At 67.3% G+C, this 14,895-nt stretch carries 17 protein-coding genes; 10 read left to right on the top strand and 7 right to left on the bottom strand.

The window, feature by feature from the left end:
• Nucleotide 1 precedes the first annotated feature (1 nt).
• The 3 genes from LX81_RS13205 to fliF are packed head-to-tail and all read right to left on the bottom strand — an operon-like array spanning nt 2 to nt 2,518.
• Complete coding sequence (locus tag LX81_RS13205) at nt 2–313, bottom strand: FliM/FliN family flagellar motor switch protein (protein ID WP_111537801.1); 312 nt, start codon at nt 311–313, stop codon at nt 2–4.
• Entirely contained in the window at nt 306–902 is a 597-nt protein-coding gene (locus tag LX81_RS13200; protein ID WP_111537800.1) for a FliH/SctL family protein, read from the bottom strand. Before LX81_RS13200 ends, LX81_RS13205 begins: the two co-directional genes overlap by 8 nt.
• Nucleotides 902–2,518, bottom strand: a complete 1,617-nt coding sequence (gene fliF / locus LX81_RS13195) for a flagellar basal-body MS-ring/collar protein FliF (protein ID WP_111537799.1) — start codon at nt 2,516–2,518, stop codon at nt 902–904. Before fliF ends, LX81_RS13200 begins: the two co-directional genes overlap by 1 nt.
• A 133-nt stretch (nt 2,519–2,651) precedes the next feature.
• On the opposite strand from fliF, the gene LX81_RS13190 reads away from it, so the two are divergent.
• The 10 genes from LX81_RS13190 to LX81_RS13145 all read left to right on the top strand — a co-directional run bounded on the left by LX81_RS13190 (nt 2,652) and on the right by LX81_RS13145 (nt 12,336).
• Nucleotides 2,652–3,164, top strand: coding sequence for a flagellar basal body-associated FliL family protein (locus tag LX81_RS13190; protein ID WP_373280285.1), 513 nt, complete (start codon nt 2,652–2,654; stop codon nt 3,162–3,164).
• 10 nt (nt 3,165–3,174) lie between these two features.
• On the top strand, nt 3,175–3,780 hold the full coding sequence (locus LX81_RS22800) for a hypothetical protein (RefSeq protein ID WP_234822604.1): 606 nt from the start codon (nt 3,175–3,177) through the stop codon (nt 3,778–3,780).
• An 83-nt stretch (nt 3,781–3,863) separates the two neighbouring features.
• On the top strand, nt 3,864–4,430 hold the full coding sequence (locus tag LX81_RS13180; protein WP_111537798.1) for a MotE family protein: 567 nt from the start codon (nt 3,864–3,866) through the stop codon (nt 4,428–4,430).
• Nucleotides 4,431–4,503: 73 nt separating this feature from the next.
• Nucleotides 4,504–5,367: a flagellar motor stator protein MotA gene (gene motA / locus LX81_RS13175; RefSeq protein ID WP_111537797.1), complete on the top strand. Its 864-nt coding sequence runs from the start codon at nt 4,504–4,506 to the stop codon at nt 5,365–5,367.
• Nucleotides 5,364–7,373, top strand: coding sequence for a hypothetical protein (locus LX81_RS13170; protein ID WP_111537796.1), 2,010 nt, complete (start codon nt 5,364–5,366; stop codon nt 7,371–7,373). Before motA ends, LX81_RS13170 begins: the two co-directional genes overlap by 4 nt.
• 92 nt (nt 7,374–7,465) lie before the next feature.
• Nucleotides 7,466–8,035 carry a lysozyme family protein gene (locus tag LX81_RS13165; RefSeq protein WP_146259427.1) on the top strand — a complete coding sequence of 190 codons (570 nt, stop codon included), beginning with the start codon at nt 7,466–7,468 and terminating at the stop codon, nt 8,033–8,035.
• A complete protein-coding gene (gene flhA / locus LX81_RS13160; RefSeq protein WP_111537794.1) occupies nt 8,032–10,113 on the top strand; it encodes a flagellar biosynthesis protein FlhA in 2,082 nt (693 codons plus the stop codon). The genes LX81_RS13165 and flhA overlap by 4 nt, the downstream gene beginning before the upstream one ends.
• The gene (locus LX81_RS13155) at nt 10,110–10,883 is read left to right on the top strand and encodes a flagellar biosynthetic protein FliR (RefSeq protein ID WP_111537793.1); all 774 of its coding nucleotides are present in this window, start codon (nt 10,110–10,112) and stop codon (nt 10,881–10,883) included. Before flhA ends, LX81_RS13155 begins: the two co-directional genes overlap by 4 nt.
• Entirely contained in the window at nt 10,880–11,965 is a 1,086-nt protein-coding gene (locus LX81_RS13150) for an EscU/YscU/HrcU family type III secretion system export apparatus switch protein (RefSeq protein ID WP_111537792.1), read from the top strand. Before LX81_RS13155 ends, LX81_RS13150 begins: the two co-directional genes overlap by 4 nt.
• A complete protein-coding gene (locus LX81_RS13145) occupies nt 11,962–12,336 on the top strand; it encodes a hypothetical protein (protein WP_111537791.1) in 375 nt (124 codons plus the stop codon). The genes LX81_RS13150 and LX81_RS13145 overlap by 4 nt, the downstream gene beginning before the upstream one ends.
• Here the strand turns inward: LX81_RS13145 and LX81_RS13140 are convergent.
• From LX81_RS13140 to flgG, 4 genes are read right to left on the bottom strand one after another with little or no spacing between them, the layout of a single operon-like run.
• On the bottom strand, nt 12,317–12,931 hold the full coding sequence (locus tag LX81_RS13140; protein ID WP_111537790.1) for a flagellar basal body-associated FliL family protein: 615 nt from the start codon (nt 12,929–12,931) through the stop codon (nt 12,317–12,319). The two genes, LX81_RS13145 and LX81_RS13140, sit on opposite strands and share 20 nt — an antisense overlap.
• Nucleotides 12,932–12,940: 9 nt before the next feature.
• Nucleotides 12,941–13,672, bottom strand: coding sequence for a flagellar basal body L-ring protein FlgH (gene flgH, locus LX81_RS13135; RefSeq protein WP_111537789.1), 732 nt, complete (start codon nt 13,670–13,672; stop codon nt 12,941–12,943).
• A complete protein-coding gene (gene flgA, locus LX81_RS13130) occupies nt 13,669–14,097 on the bottom strand; it encodes a flagellar basal body P-ring formation chaperone FlgA (protein ID WP_111537788.1) in 429 nt (142 codons plus the stop codon). The genes flgH and flgA overlap by 4 nt, the downstream gene beginning before the upstream one ends.
• A complete protein-coding gene (flgG, locus tag LX81_RS13125; protein WP_111537787.1) occupies nt 14,097–14,882 on the bottom strand; it encodes a flagellar basal-body rod protein FlgG in 786 nt (261 codons plus the stop codon). Before flgG ends, flgA begins: the two co-directional genes overlap by 1 nt.
• Nucleotides 14,883–14,895 lie beyond the last annotated feature (13 nt).

Here is a 14,895-nt window from a genome sequence, read left to right as displayed (position 1 = left end):
ATCAGAGTTCGGATTTCAGGTCGGCCACTTCGGTCAGGCGAACGGCAAGTTGCCCCTGCTCGTCGCCGTCGAGCTCCTGCAATTCGCCGCGTGCGATGAGCCGGTCGCCGACATAGAGTTCGACGGGATCGTCGACCTTGGTGTCGAGTGCCAGAACCGCGTCACGACCCATCCGCAGCAGTTCGCTGAGCTTCGGGCGAGCCTTGCCCACGGCCACGACGATCTCGATCGGGAGGTGACTGAACGGATGGCTCGCACCGGGCGCGGCCATGTCGGTTTGCGCGGGGGCGAAGTCTTGGCTCTGGTCATCCATGGGCGAGGGCATCCTTGTTGATGTGGTCGAGGGCGTCGAGTGCGGCGCCCAGGCGTCGTTCGAGATCGGCGGGATCGATCTCCCGCTCGAGCGTGCCGAGACGGAGATGGACCTTACCCGGTTCGAGGGTCGCATCCTCGCGGACCTGTGCGGGCAGGCTGCCGACCTCGTCGAGGACCCGGCGGACCTTCTCCGCCTCGCCTTCGCCCACACGGATCTCGATCTCCGCCTCGCCGGCCTCGGCGATCATCGCTTCGAGTTCCTCCGTGAGGCGCTCTCCCAGGGTGCGGTCGATCATGAGCGGCACGGCATGCGCGACGATGGTCCGCAGGAGTGGCGAGAGCGCGGCCATGACATGGGCGCGGGCCTCGTGGAAGGTGAAACCCAGATCCTGGAGCGTGGCGCGAGCAGCCGTGTCGCTCTCCTCCGCGGCCTTCTGCGCGGCGCGCTGGGCGTCCTCCCAGCCCTCCGCGTAGCCCTTGTCGTAGGCTGCGACGCATTCGGCTTCGAGGCGGGCGGCATCGATCGGATCTACCTCAGGTTCGGCGAAGCTGGTTCCGAAATCCTCAAGCCTCAGCACATTGTTCATCAGGCCTTCTCCCCTTCGTCTTCCATCCAGCTCTTGAGGATCTGCAGCGATTCCTCCTGCCGTTCGTCGATCAGGCTGCGCAGCCGCGCGACGGCGCTGCCGGCGTCATTCGGATCGGGGTCGGCGCCGTCGTGATCGGCCAGCATGGGTAGGCCGAACTGCGGGGCCCCGAACATTCCTTCGGTCGCATCCTCAGGGTCGATCTCGCCCACGAGTCCGCTGCCTTCGCTCGCGGGCGGCGCAAGGCCGGGCCTGCCCGGGGCGGGCAACGCCTTGCCACCGAGGATCGGACGCACGACGAAGAGGCCGATGGCGAGGGCCACGAGCCCCAGGATGCCGATCTGCGCAAGGCGCATCGCGTCGATGTTGGCAAAGCTGCCGATCGCCGCGGAGGGGTCGCTGCCTTCGGCAACCAGGGGTTCGAATTGCATGGTCTGGATGGAAAGCGTGTCACCGCGATCCTGGTTGAGGCCGACCGCGGCGCTCACGAGATCGCGCAGCGCGGCCATCTCGGCCTCCGGACGCGGCTCCCAAGTGACGGTGCCGTCCTCGGCCACGTTCCGGATGCCGTCGACAAGGACCGCGGTGGTGATTCGGTCGATGGCGCCCGGATTGCGCAAGACTTGGCGCTGGGTTTCGGAGACCTCGTAATTCGTACGCTGGCGGGTCTCCGACGACTGGCTCTCGGAACTCTGATTGCCGCCTGCCGCATCGCCGTCGGGAAGGTTCGAGGCGACGGTCACGTCGTTGCCGCCCGTATCGGTGGCGCTTTCGGATGTCTCGACCGTATCCGTGGAGATGGCCACGCGGCTCTCGGGATCGATTCGACGCTCGGTGATCTCCTCGCGCTCGGACACCGTCTCGACGTTCACCTCGACGACCGCCTTGCCGTAGCCCACCCGCGCCTCGAGCAGCCGCTCGACATTGCGCTTGAGCGCTTCCGCACGCTGCGTCGAATCGCCCGTTGCCTGGCCCTGCTCCTCGGCGGAGAGAATCACGCCGCCATTCGCGTCGATGACCGAGACGTCCTCGGGAGACAGGCCGGTAACGGCCGAGGCCACCATGTAACGCAGCGCGCGAGCGTGATTGCTGGAGAGACCACCGGCGGTGGGCGTGATGGTGACGGACGCCGTCAGCTTCATGTCCCGCTGGAACGGCCTGGTACCGGGATTGGAGATATGGACGCGGGCGTTCTGGATCGCGGGGCTCGCAACGATGGTGCGGGCGAGCTCGCCTTCCTTGGCGCGCCAATAGGCGGCGTCGAACATCTGGCTCGTCGTGCCGAATCCCGACATCTGGTCCAGAAGCTCGTAGCCCTGCATCGGATTCGACGGCAGACCCTCGGAAGCGAGCGTCAGTCGGAGCTGATCGCGCTGCGTGCCGTCGACGAAGATCGAGTTGCCCCGGACCTCGTAAGCCACGCCGCGCGCCTCGAGCGCCTGCACGACCTCGCCGGCGGAATTGTTCTCAAGCCCCGCGAAGAGAAGCTCCATGCTGGGCTGCGTGGCCATGCGGGCGACCCCAATGATCGCCACGAACATCGCAATGGTCGCAAGCCCTGCGATCACGCGCTTCTGCATGGAAAGGTTCGACCAGACCGTGCTGAACTGTTGCAAGAGCGACCTCCTGTCATTGCGGGGCATTCTGCCCGTCTCGAAGGTGAACCTGACCGGAGGCGCTTAACATTCGGTTAGTCGAATCTCGGTTATCTGTCTTTCGAAGCGAAGAATTCGTGGAAGGGGCCGGATCGTGGCGAATGCGGAAGCAGAGATCGGTGCTGAGGCGCCGGAACAGAAGAAATCCGGCAAGAAGGGCCTCCTGATCGGCGTCGTTCTGGCGCTGCTTCTCGGCGGCGGCGGCTTCTATGCTGTGTGGTCCGGGATGATTCTCGCGCCGGGCGATGATGCGCATGACGAAGCCGAGGCCGGTCATGGCGAGGCGGATGAGATGGAATCGATCGCCGACGTGGCCTTCGTGCCCGTGGAACCGATCATCGTCTCCCTCGGACCCGGTTCCAGGTCCAACCACCTCCGGTTCCGCGCGCAGCTCGAAGTCCCGGCGACCTACGAGCAGGACGTCACGCAGCTGATGCCGCGCGTGGTCGACGTGATGAATTCCTACCTTCGGGCAGTCGAGCCGTCCGTCATGGACCGGCCCGGTGCTCTGATCGATCTGCGCGCGCAATTGTTGCGCCGGGTGCAACTCGTCGTGGGCGAGGGACGCGTACGCGATCTCCTCGTCATGGAATTCGTGCTGAGCTGAGGGACATTCCATGGACATGATCGCCGATATCCTGCTCATCAGCGGCGCCCTCGGAGTGGCGTTCTACTGTTTCGTGCTGTCGCGTCGGTTGACGCGGTTCACCGACCTCGAACAGGGGGTAGGGGGAGCGGTCGCGGTGCTCTCGGCGCAGGTCGACGACCTGCAAAAGGCCCTCGACCGCGCACGCGAGGCCTCGGAGACATCCGGAGTGAGGTTGCAGACGCTGACGGCCCAGGCCGATGCGGTGGCGCACCGGCTCGAACTGCACGTGGCGGCGCTCCACGACCTGCCCCAGGCTCCGCCCCCGCCCGCACCGGCCCCGCCGCCCCAGCAGGCCGCGCCGACGCCGATGGCCCCGCCAGAGCCTACCCCGCCGGCACCGCGCCCTGCGGAGGACGATTTCTCGACGCTCTTCGCGCAGCCGGCGCAATCGTCCTACTGGCCCTCGCGTGACTGGTTCGCGCAGGAATCCGCTGCATCGGCTCAAGCGGAGCCACCTCGCCCCGCGCCGCAGAAGCCCGAGCCTGAGCCCGCCCGGAAGGCGACACCCACCGGCGCGGTGCCGGTGCCGTCCTTCTTCTCACGTCGCAATCACGTACCGGAGGCTGCGGAATGAATATGCCATCTTTTAAGGCAGATGCGCGCCGTAAGACTGCTTCGAAGAAGGCCACGCCGCGCAAGAGCAAGCTGAGAAGCGGAATGCGTACGTTCGGGATCGGTGCGCTGCCGCTTCTGGCCTCGCTTTCCGTCGCCTCGGGCCTCATCCGGCTCGGCGACGGGACGGGCCAGGCGATCGCGCGAGAGATCGGCGCGCTCACGACGAGTGCGGAGACGAACGCGGCGACGGTCGCGGCCACCGACGAGGTGGCCAACGTGCTCGCGGCGCTGGAAAGCCGCCAGGCCGCCCTCGACGAACGGGAGGCTGCCCTCGACGAGCGCGAGACGCGGATCGGGGAGGCACGGGAAGCCCTGCGCGACCAGCTCGCCGAGCTCGAAGCGGCCGAGACGGAGCTCTCGGCCCTACTCCAGCAGGTCGAGACCGCGGCGGAGGACGACCTGACGCGTCTCACGACCGTCTACGAAAGCATGAAGCCGCGGGATGCATCGGCCCTCTTCGAGACGATGGCGCCGGCCTTCGCGGCGGGTTTCCTCGGCCGGATGCGGCCCGATGCGGCTGCAGGCATCATGGCGGGATTGTCGCCGGAAGTGGCCTATTCCGTGAGCGTAATGATGGCGGGCCGTCACGCGGATCTCCCGCGCGAGTGAGGCGCCCGCCGACGGAAAGTTAACCTTTCTACACCATGGTTCCGGCGAAACTCGGACAGCAAGGAAGTTCAGAATGATCGGTCTCGTCGGAATCGTCGTGGTCCTGGTGATGGTGTTCGGCGGCTATCTCGCGGCCGGGGGCAAGATGGGGATCATCCTCAAGTCGCTTCCGTTCGAAATGATGATGATCGGCGGTGCGGCGCTGGGCGCGTTCCTGCTCTCTAACGACCTGCCGTCGATCAAGAAGACGTTGAAGGACGTGGGCCGGGTCTTCAAAGGTACGAAATGGAAGCATGACGATTACCGCGACCTGCTCTGCCTCCTCTTCGAACTGGTGCGGGTCGCGAAGTCGAATCCGGTGGAACTCGAGGCGCATATCGAGGCTCCGGACGAAAGCGCCATCTTCGGTCGTTACCCGCGTATCTCGGCCGACAAGGAAGCCGTCGACCTCATCTGCGACACGCTGCGCGCAGCGTCCATGAACTACGACGACCCGCACCAGGTCGAGGAAGTGCTCGAGAAGCGGATGGAAGCCAACCTGCACCATTCGATGCATTCGAGCCATGCCCTGCAGACGGTGGCCGATGGCCTGCCGGCGCTCGGGATCGTCGCCGCGGTGCTCGGCGTCATCAAGACGATGGGCTCCATCGACCAGCCGCCGGAGGTTCTGGGCAAGATGATCGGCGGCGCCCTCGTCGGAACGTTCCTCGGCGTGTTCCTGGCCTACGGTTTCGTCGCACCCTTCGCTTCCAAGCTGAAGGCCGTGGTCGAGGAGGACGCGCATTTCTATCAGCTCATCCGCGAGGTGCTGGTCGCGAACCTGCACAATCACAGCCCCTCGATCTGCATCGAGGTCGGACGTCAGAATACGCCAGGCCACGTGCGGCCCGGCTACAACGAGCTCGAGGAAGCGCTGAAGAGCGCCAAGGCAGCATGAGGCGAGCGCTTCTCGCCTTCGTGCTTCTCACCTGTCTCGCGCTGCCCGCCGCGGCGCAGACCGTCCTCGTTCGCAGCGGCGAGCATGGGAGCTTCACCCGCATCGTCGTCGATTTCGCTAATCGACCCGACTGGCGGATCGAGCAGACAGAGGATGGGGTTCGGCTGTTCGCAGGGCGGGTCGATTTCGATCTTTCGCAAGTCTACCGACGTATTTCGCGCGAGCGGTTGCAATCGCTCACCCAGGTCCGACCCGGCGTACTCGACATCATGCTGGGCTGCCGCTGCGTGGTCGAGACCGACGCGCTTCCGAACGGTTGGCTCGTTCTCGACGTGATGGCGGGCGAGCCAAAGGATGTAAGCCGCGGTGTCGAGCTTCCCGATCACGGTGAATTGGAACCGCTCCCGCTCTTTCTCCTGCCGCGCGGGATCGCCGGGCCCGAAAACAGGGACGGTCTGCTTCGCCCGGCCGAGGGCCTGGCCCGGACCGAACGGCTGCGCGGGGAGATCGTCGAGAAATTCGCACGCGGCGCGGCGCAGGGTCTCGTCGATGCAGATGTAATTGAGCCAATCCGTCCGCCCGAGCCTCAGCCCGAACCCGAGCCTGAGCCTGAGCCCGAATCGGTCGCTCGAGAGCCCGAGGGTCCCGCGTTTCCGAACATGCGCATCGAAACACAGATCGACCGCGACAGCCCCGAGCGGCGGAACCGCCCGGCGCCGGCCATCTGTCCCGAAGCGGGAATGCTGGATCTCGCGAACTGGGGAGATGCCGAGAATCCGATGGGTGGCCTCGGCGAACTCAGAGCGCGGATGGCCGACGAATCGGCCACCGCGTCGGGTGAACTGGCGCGGGCCTTCGTCTTCATGACCTTCGGCGCTGAGGCGCGCTCTGTTCTTGCGCAGGCCGATCCTGATCTGCCTCAGCTCGCGCTTCTGAGAGAGGCCGCGTCGTTGATGGACGGCCCGGTGCCGGCACCGCATCTGACGGCGCAGCGCGATTGCGATCCGGTCGCAGCGATCTTCGCGATGATCTCGAGCGAACCGGCGATGCCGGACGATCTACGCCCGATCTCGTCGGCCTTCTCGAATTTGCCCGTTCACCTGCGTCGCCATCTCGGACCTCGCCTCGCCGAGGCGCTCATCGATGCGGACGAGGTCGAGGCCGCGATCGGTGTCAGGCGGGCGATCGAGCGGGGAGGCGCGCAATCGGACGAGATGGGGATCGTCGACGTGAAGCTCGACCGGGCGAAGGAGGCCGGCAAGGACGGGACCGACGCGCTCCTTCCGATCGTCGAGGCCCGCGCGCCCCGCGCGGCAGAAGCGCTGACGCTTCTTCTCGATACCGCGCGCGAGGACGGCCGCCAGGTGCCGGCCGCGACGCTCGATCAGGCGATCTCGCTCGGATTCGAGAGCCGCGGTCCGGAGGGGCTTGCGCTCGACACCGCGCTCTTCCGCAGCATGTTGGCCTCGAAAGCGTACCAGGATGCCGATCACAGGCTAGATTCGCTGGAGGCGCGGCCGGGCGCGGACATGGAGGCGCTGCGGACGGATTTCTTCGAGACGATCGCGGAGATCGAGGAAGATGCCGCGTTCCTGACGATGGCCAACCGTTTCGTGACCCGGGAGGTGCCCCGGCCGGGAACGCGTTACAAGCTCGCGGAGCGGCTCGCCGACCAGGGGCTGAACGACTTGGCGCGACGTTATCTCGACAAGGGCGAGGGTATCCCCTCCCGCGAGGAGCGATTGCTGCGGGCCGAGATCGCCGTCGCCGAAGCGGAGGCCGACATCGCCGAATCCTACCTCGCCGGGCTCGACGGGCCGGAAGTGGAGGCGCTGAGCGTTCAGATCGAGGCGATCCGGTTGATCGCGGAGGCTCCGCCCGCCGTCGATCCCTCCGCCGAGGCTCCGAACGAATTCTTGACGCCCAGCCTCGCGACGCGCAATCGCACCCTCATCGAGCGGAGCGCGGCGATGCGCGCGGAGATGCGCGACCTGCTCGGGGAATAGCGATTTGCGGCGGCGGGTAACCCTCCGGTAAGCTTGATGGCTTTATTCTGGCGGCGTACCCGGTCGGCGTCCGAGCCGACACTGGAGGTCATATGCGGAGAACCGTGGTCATGCTTCTGGCAGCGCTCCTGCCCCAGGCCCTCGCGGCGGCGGGCGAAGGTTATTGCGCACGGGCGGCGCTCATGGCGGGCGAGGAGAACGGCGTCCCGCGCGAAGTGCTGATGGAGGTCGCGGGCGATTCTGCGGATCCCTCACCCTGGCGAGTGACGGTGGATGGCCGCAGTCAGAGCTTCGATGCGCGCGACACGGCGTTGGGCCGCGCCTATCACGTCTTCCGGGAAGGCGAGGAAAGCTTCGCGGTCGGTTGTTTCCGCGTGGATTTCGATCTCCACGGACGGCATTTCGCCTCTCTCGACGAGATGTTCGACCCGCTCGCCAATGCGCGCTACGCCGCACGGTTCCTCGCGCTCCTGCATGACGATCTGGGCGATTGGGATAAGGCCGTCGCCGCCTGGCGCGACCGCACGGGCGATTACGCGCTGGCGCTCGGTCCCGCGCTCGAGACGTTCCGCGAAGCGCCCCGTGCCGTGTCCCGCGGCGGCGCGCCGGGCGCCGGCTCCCTGGTGCCGCTCGGTGCCACCGGGTCATCTGACGAAAGATGAAACTGGACATCCGCAATCTCTTTCAGCCGACGGTGATGCTCGCCCTCGCGCTGATGGCGATCATCGTGATGATGATCCTGCCGGTGCCGTCCTGGGTGCTCGACGTCGGCCTCGCCGCCTCTTTCGCCCTGGCGATCCTGATGTTCACGGTCACGCTCTTCATCGAGCGGCCGCTCGACTTCTCGGCCTTCCCCACGGTGCTACTCGCCTCGCTGATGCTGCGGCTGTCGCTCAACGTGTCGTCGACGAAGCTCATCATCGGCGAAGGCCATACGGGCCCCGGTGCCGCGGGCGACGTCATCCAGGGCTTCGCCATGTTCGTCATGGGCGGATCGGTCTTCCTCGGCCTTGTCGTCTTCGGCGTCCTCCTGATCGTGAACTTTATGGTCATCACCAAGGGCGCATCGCGGATGGCCGAGGTGGGCGCGCGCTTCGCACTCGACGCGATGCCGGGCAAGCAGCTCGCCATCGATGCCGACATGAGCGCGGGCGCCATCGATCACACCGAGGCGAAAGGCCGCCGCGAGGTCGACCAGCAGGAGATGACGTTCTTCGGATCGCTCGACGGCGCCTCGAAATTCGTCAAGGGCGATGCCGTTGCGGGGCTGCTCATCACGATGCTGAACATCGTGATGGGCCTCATCATGGGCGTCGTCGTCCACGGCATGGCGATGGGCGACGCCTTCACCACCTACGCGATCCTCACGGTGGGCGACGGGCTGGTGACGCAGATCCCCGCCGTCATCATCTCCATCGCCTCCGCGCTGCTGCTTGCGCGGGGGGGTGCGATCGGGTCCACCGATCTCGCGCTCTTCACGCAGCTCGGCCGTTACCCCTCGGCGCTTATCACCGTCGCGGTCCTCCTCGCGCTCTTCGCGCTGGTGCCGGGCCTGCCCTTCGTGCCCTTCATGGCGGGCGCGATGGCGCTCGGCTATGCCGGCTGGTCCGCGCGCCGGCGTCTGCAGCGCGAAGCCGCGATTCCCGCGGAGCGGACGGAAGAGGAGGCGCCGGCGCGTCAGGGGATCGGCGACGTGCTCGATCTCGACGATATCCATCTCGAATTCGCGCCCGACCTCGTGCCGATGATCCTCGACCCCGCGACGGGGCTCGACGCGCGGATCGGCAACATGCGAACCCATGTCGCAAGCCGCTTCGGCATCGTGCTCCCCGAGATCCGGCTTACCGACGACGCCACCCTTCCCGACGGCACCTACGTCATCCGCATCCAGGGGGTCGAGCGGGTGCGTGACCGGATTTTCCCCGACCGGATTCTCGCGCTCCTGTCGGACGGCGCGCCGGGGCTTCCCGCGGGCACCGACGTGGCCGAGCCGGTCTACGGCGCGCCCGCGCGTTGGATCGATCGCGATCGGCAGGAGGAGGTCGCGCTCTCCGGCCTGACCACCGTCTCTCCGCCCGAAGTGCTGGCCACGCACCTTCTCGAGGTCATCAAGTCGAACTTCCCTCGGCTGATGACGCTGAAAGCGCTGCGCCGGCTCCTCGACGAGTTCACCCGGTTGAGCGATCCCCACCGCGCCGCGGCCAACAAGCGGCTGATCGACGAGCTCATTCCCGACAAGGTGCCAGTCGAGCTTCTGTTGCAGGTCCTGCGGCTTCTCCTCGAGGAGCGCGTGTCGATCCGCAACCTCCCGCTGATCCTCGAAGCGATCGCAGGGGCGCGGGGCGCCACGGTCACGCCGGAGGGCATCTGCGAGCGCGTGCGCCAGCGGCTGGGATTCCAGCTCGTGGCGGAGTTGAAGCGCCCCGACGGCACCGTGCCGCTCGTCCAGCTCGCCCCCGAATGGGAGCAGCTCTTCAATCAGCACCACCTGAACGGCGACGAGGGTGACATCACCGTCGCGCTGCCGCCCGACGACTTCAACCGGCTCGTGTCCTCGACCGCCGACCGGCTCGGAGCCGCGGCCGACGAGGGGGTATTCGCGGCGCTCATCACCTCCGCCCGGCGCCGGCGTTTCCTCAGGATGGTGCTCTCGGCACGCGGCATCACCAATCCGGTTCTAAGCTTCGAGGAACTGGGGACGGAAGCGCGGCCCTCGCTCGTGGGGATGGTGCCGGGATGATCGCGCTGGCCGAGCTTCTGCAGATCTCGCGCGAGACGCTGATGCTGGGCTTTGCGGTCTTTCTCCGGGTCGGCGCCGCAATGGCGCTCCTGCCGGCCTTCGGGGAACGGACCGTGCCGATGCGGGTGCGCGGCGTACTTGCGCTGGCCTTCACCCTCATCACCGCGCCTGCCGTGGCCTCGATGATGCCCGTGCTCGATCCCGACTTCTATCTCGGCACGTTTCTCTTCGCGGAGGTGGTCATCGGGCTCACCCTCGGCGCGCTCCTGCGCCTTTTCGTCCTCGCGCTGCAGATCGCGGGCTCGATCGCCGCGCAATCGGTCTCGCTCGCGCAGATCCTCGGCGGCGCCGCGCTCGACCCGCAGCCCGCGATCGGGCATATCATGGTGATCTCGGGCCTGGCACTCGCGGTGATGCTCGGGCTCCACGTGAAGATCGTCCAGCTCTTCGTGCTCTCCTATGATCTTCTGCCGGCAGGCCAGTTCCCGGCGCCGTCCGACCTCCTCGAATGGGGGATCGAGCGCGTCGCGCGGGCTTTCGCCCTCGGCTTCTCGCTCGCCGCGCCGTTCGTCATCACCTCGCTCGTCTACAATCTCGCCCTCGGCGTCATCAACCGCGCCATGCCGCAGCTCATGGTGTCGTTCGTCGGCGCCCCCGCGATCACCGCGGGCGGGCTCATCCTCCTGATGCTCGCGCTGCCCTTCATCCTGCAGATCTGGGTCTCTGCCATGGACGGCTTCCTGATCGATCCGGTCGGGGCACCGCGATGAGCGGGGGCGACGACGAAGGCGACGACAAGCAATTCGACCCGTCGCAGAAGAAGCTCGACGACGCGCGCAAGAAAGGCGAGATCCCGCGCTCGACCGACCTCATCACGACCGGAGCCTATGCGGGGCTCCTGATGACGGGCCTCGCGATGGGCAGCGCGTCGCTTTCCTCCATGGGCGGGATTCTCGAGGGGATTCTCTCCCGCGCGGGCTCGCTCTCGCAGGAGATCGCCTCGGGTGGCGGAACCGCCTTCGCGGGCGGGCTGATGCTCGAGATCGGGATGGCGATTGCGCCCTGGCTCTTCATCCCTGCCGTCTGCGCGCTCCTGTCGGTGATCGGGCAGCAGGCCCTCACCGTGACGGGGTCGAAGCTGCAGCCGAAGCTCAACCGCATCTCGATCCTCTCGAACGCCAAGAACAAGTTCGGCCGCGGCGGTCTCTTCGAATTCGCCAAGAGCACGGTCAAGCTCCTCATCTACGGCGTCATTCTCTTCTGGTTCATCGCCTCCCGCATGCCGCAGATCATGGCCGCCATGGCGCTGACCCCAGGACATGTCACGGCCACCTTCCTCGAGCTCGCGCTCACCTTCCTGATGCTCGTGACGGCGGTGTCGCTCTGCCTCGGCGGGATCGATTTCCTGTGGCAACGGGCCGAGCACATGCGCAAGAACCGCATGTCCTTCAAGGAGATGAAGGACGAGCACAAGGAAAGCGAGGGCGATCCGCATTTCAAGCAGAAGCGCAGGCAGCGCGGCTATGAAATCGCGATGAACCAGATGCTCGCCGACGTGCCCGAGGCCACCGTCGTCATCGTCAACCCGACCCATTACGCCGTGGCGCTGAAATGGAGCCGCACCTCGCCGGGCGCGCCGCTCTGCGTGGCCAAGGGGGTCGACGAGGTCGCCGCGCGGATCCGCGAGAAGGCGGCCGAGGCGGGCGTGCCGATCCATAGCGATCCGCCCACCGCCCGCGCACTCCATGCCGTCGTCGAGATCGGCGAGGAGGTGCGGCCGGAGCATTACGCCGCCGTCGCGGTCTCCATCCGCTTCGCCGAGGACATGCGACGCCGGGCGCGCGGGGCATGAAGACGAACGATCTCTCCCGCCTCTCCGCCATCGCGCGGATGATGCGCGACCGCGAGCTCGCCAAGGTCGAGGGGATCGTCGCCCACATGAATCGCCTGCGCGCCGATATCGCGCGGATCGAGGAGGCGCGCGACGCGCGCAGCCGCGACACCGGGCTCGACGCGGCGCGGCTTCTCGGCGCGGACGTGGCCTGGCTTGCAGCGACCGAAGAGCAGTTGACCCGCGCACAGGCCCAGATGGCCATGCTTCGGGTGACGCACGAAAACGCCCTGCGCGAGGCGCGCAGGGCGTTCGGGAGGTCGGACGTGCTCGGGACGTTGTCGGACGACGCGGCCGCGAAAGCGCGGCGGCCTAAAGATCCTGACGATTGAGATCGAGGATCAGGACGTCCCTGAGGCTCGGACCGAGAACCTGGCGGCCGCTCTCGACAAGCGCGCGGCGGATGTTATCCATCGCGCCGTTCGAGGTGAAGGCTCCGTCGAAACCGCCGTTGTTGGCATGGTCCATAAGGATGCGAAGGAAGCCGTCGCGCAGCTTAGGCTCCCGGCGGTTGGCCTCGTCCGTGGTGAGCGCGTCCACCTCGAGCGAGAGGGAGGCCACCACCAGCGCGCCCACGGCATCGTCGGCGATCACCGGAACGACGAACTGATTGGGCATCGCGACGAACTCCGTGCCGGACTCGCCATGCTCGTCGGCGCCGCCATGCGCCGGGGCACCCTTGGGGGCGTCGCCGTGCCCGCCGCCATGGGCGTCGGCCTTCCCCGCGGGCGCGCCATGGGCGTCCGTCGCGCCGGCCTCTCCGGCATGCGGATCGCCGCAGGGGGCAAGGGCGCCTGCGGGCAGGTCGCCGCCGGCCAGTTCGGCATCGGCCGACGGGGCGGGGTCGGGGCGGAGCGCGATGCCGGCGCCGACACCGGCGCCGAGGCCGATCAGCCCGATCGCGAGGGGGAGGACTTTCGCGAGCATGGGGGTCTCCTAGAAGGGCAGGATCCGGTCCACGACCTGCTGGCCGTAGCGGGGCTGCTGAACATCGGTGATCTGGCCGCGTCCGCCGTAGGAAATGCGTGCCGCGGCAATCTTGTCGTAGGTGATCTCGTTCTGGCGGGAGATGTCCTCGGGCCGGACGTAGCCGGTGACGAGAAGCTCGCGCAGTTCGTAGTTCACGCGCACTTCCTGGCGGCCCTCGATGGCGAGCGAGCCGTTCGGGAGCACGTCGGTCACGGTCGCGGCCACGCGCAGCGTCAGCTGCTCGTTGCGGCTCACGGACCCGTCGCCCGAGCTGCGGCTGTTTGAGCTGAGGCCCACGGCGCTGTCGAGCGTCGCGCCGTCGGGCATCGAGCGATTGAGCCTTTGCGGGATGCCGAAAAGCGAGGGAACACCCATCTCCTCCGACCCGGAGCGGGAGCGCTCCGAGGAGTTCGAGAACTCCGCGCGGTCGTCGATCTCGATCACCACGGTCAGGATGTCGCCGCGGGTCTCCGCGCGACGGTTGCCGAGGAGCGAGCCGCGGGCTCCGGTCCAGAGCGAGGCCTGATCGACGGGGCGATCGGGTTCCGCGTAGAGTGGCAGGCCCGGGGTGGCCATGGCGCGCATCTCCGTCCCGGAGGTCACGGGAGTGAGTTCGGGCGCGCGGCCCACCTCCTGCATCCGACCGCAGGCGGTGACGGCGCCGAGGCCCATCAGGGCAAAAATGGCGGTACGGATCATTGGAATCCTCCGGAAACAACGATGGAACCGTCGGGCGTGACGGTGCCGAAGACTGTGGTGCGCGAATCGAGGTTCATTGCACGGACGCGGTCACCCACCCCCGCGCGGTCGAGCACTCGGGCCTCCGCGGTGATGTTGAGCACGGCGCTGCGATAGATGAGCGGGACCACTTGGTTGCGCTCCACGATGGCCGGCGGGCCGATATCGCCGGGCCGGATCGGCCGACCGGCATAGAGCGTGACGAGCGCTTCCTTGCCCACGATCGCCGCGGGATCGTCGAGCGCGCCGGGCGTGTCGCCCGCGACGAGATGGCCGTCCGCTGCGGTGAGCATCGACTTGGCGCGGATCGTCTGGCTCGCGACGAGGGTGTCGCAAAGGGCGGGTAGTGGCGCGAGGATTGCGAGGAGGGTGAGAACCGTTCGCATCAGCGCAACTGCGAGGTCGTGCCGAGCATCTGGTCGGCGGCGGTGATGACCTTCGAGTTCAGCTCGTAGCCGCGCTGCGCTTCGATCAGCTGGGTGATCTGGCGGACCGGATCGACGGAGCTGTCCTCGAGATAGCCCTGGCGGAACGTGCCGAGCCCGTCCGTGCCGGGATCGGCGACGAAGGCAGGGCCGGAAGAGGGTGATTCGAGAAACAGGTTCGAACCGATCGCCTCGAGCCCCTTCACGTTGGTGAAGCCCACGAGGTTCAACTGCCCCAGGAGCTGCGGCTGCACCTGATCGCGGAAATAGCCGTAGACCTCGCCGGCGGGGGAGATCGAGATCGAGTTCGCGTCCTCGGGGATGACGATGTCGGGTGCGACCGGATAGCCGTCGGACGTGACAATGAGCCCGTCGGCCGTCCGCTTCAGCGCGCCGTCGCGGGTATAGGCGGGGTTGCCGTCGGGCAGCGTCACCTCGAGATAGCCGTTGCCCTCGATCGCGACGTCGAGATCGCCGCCGGTCTCGATCGACGCGCCCTGTGACACGATCATCGAGACCGCCGTGGGCCTCACGCCCATGCCGAGCTGTACGCCCGTCGGGAGCTGCGTGCCGGTCGTCGACGAGATCGTGCCCGGGCGGGTGACCTGCTGGTAATGCAGGTCGGCGAATTCCGCGCGGCGGGCGTTGTAGCCCGTGGTGTTCATGTTCGCGAGGTTGTTGGAGATCACCTCGACCCGCATCTGCTGGGCGCTCATGCCGGTCGCGGCAATGGAGAGGGCACGCATGTCAGGGTTTCCT

It is taken from the genome of Palleronia aestuarii (genome assembly GCF_003253995.1).
GTDB classification, from domain to species: Bacteria; Pseudomonadota; Alphaproteobacteria; order Rhodobacterales; family Rhodobacteraceae; genus Palleronia; species Palleronia aestuarii.
This window is presented reverse-complemented; position numbering and strand designations above follow the sequence as displayed.

Excerpts from the sequence above, each read along its gene's own strand:
- LX81_RS13205 (WP_111537801.1), bottom strand. The coding sequence starts at position 313 with ATGGATGACCAGAGCCAAGACTTCGCCCCCGCGCAAACCGACATGGCC.
- LX81_RS13200 (WP_111537800.1), bottom strand. The coding sequence starts at position 902 with ATGAACAATGTGCTGAGGCTTGAGGATTTCGGAACCAGCTTCGCCGAA.
- LX81_RS22800 (WP_234822604.1), top strand. The coding sequence starts at position 3,175 with ATGGACATGATCGCCGATATCCTGCTCATCAGCGGCGCCCTCGGAGTG.
- LX81_RS13180 (WP_111537798.1), top strand. The coding sequence starts at position 3,864 with ATGCGTACGTTCGGGATCGGTGCGCTGCCGCTTCTGGCCTCGCTTTCC.
- motA (WP_111537797.1), top strand. The coding sequence starts at position 4,504 with ATGATCGGTCTCGTCGGAATCGTCGTGGTCCTGGTGATGGTGTTCGGC.
- LX81_RS13170 (WP_111537796.1), top strand. The coding sequence starts at position 5,364 with ATGAGGCGAGCGCTTCTCGCCTTCGTGCTTCTCACCTGTCTCGCGCTG.
- LX81_RS13165 (WP_146259427.1), top strand. The coding sequence starts at position 7,466 with ATGCGGAGAACCGTGGTCATGCTTCTGGCAGCGCTCCTGCCCCAGGCC.
- flhA (WP_111537794.1), top strand. The coding sequence starts at position 8,032 with ATGAAACTGGACATCCGCAATCTCTTTCAGCCGACGGTGATGCTCGCC.
- LX81_RS13155 (WP_111537793.1), top strand. The coding sequence starts at position 10,110 with ATGATCGCGCTGGCCGAGCTTCTGCAGATCTCGCGCGAGACGCTGATG.
- LX81_RS13150 (WP_111537792.1), top strand. The coding sequence starts at position 10,880 with ATGAGCGGGGGCGACGACGAAGGCGACGACAAGCAATTCGACCCGTCG.
- LX81_RS13145 (WP_111537791.1), top strand. The coding sequence starts at position 11,962 with ATGAAGACGAACGATCTCTCCCGCCTCTCCGCCATCGCGCGGATGATG.
- LX81_RS13140 (WP_111537790.1), bottom strand. The coding sequence starts at position 12,931 with ATGCTCGCGAAAGTCCTCCCCCTCGCGATCGGGCTGATCGGCCTCGGC.
- flgH (WP_111537789.1), bottom strand. The coding sequence starts at position 13,672 with ATGATCCGTACCGCCATTTTTGCCCTGATGGGCCTCGGCGCCGTCACC.
- flgA (WP_111537788.1), bottom strand. The coding sequence starts at position 14,097 with ATGCGAACGGTTCTCACCCTCCTCGCAATCCTCGCGCCACTACCCGCC.
- flgG (WP_111537787.1), bottom strand. The coding sequence starts at position 14,882 with ATGCGTGCCCTCTCCATTGCCGCGACCGGCATGAGCGCCCAGCAGATG.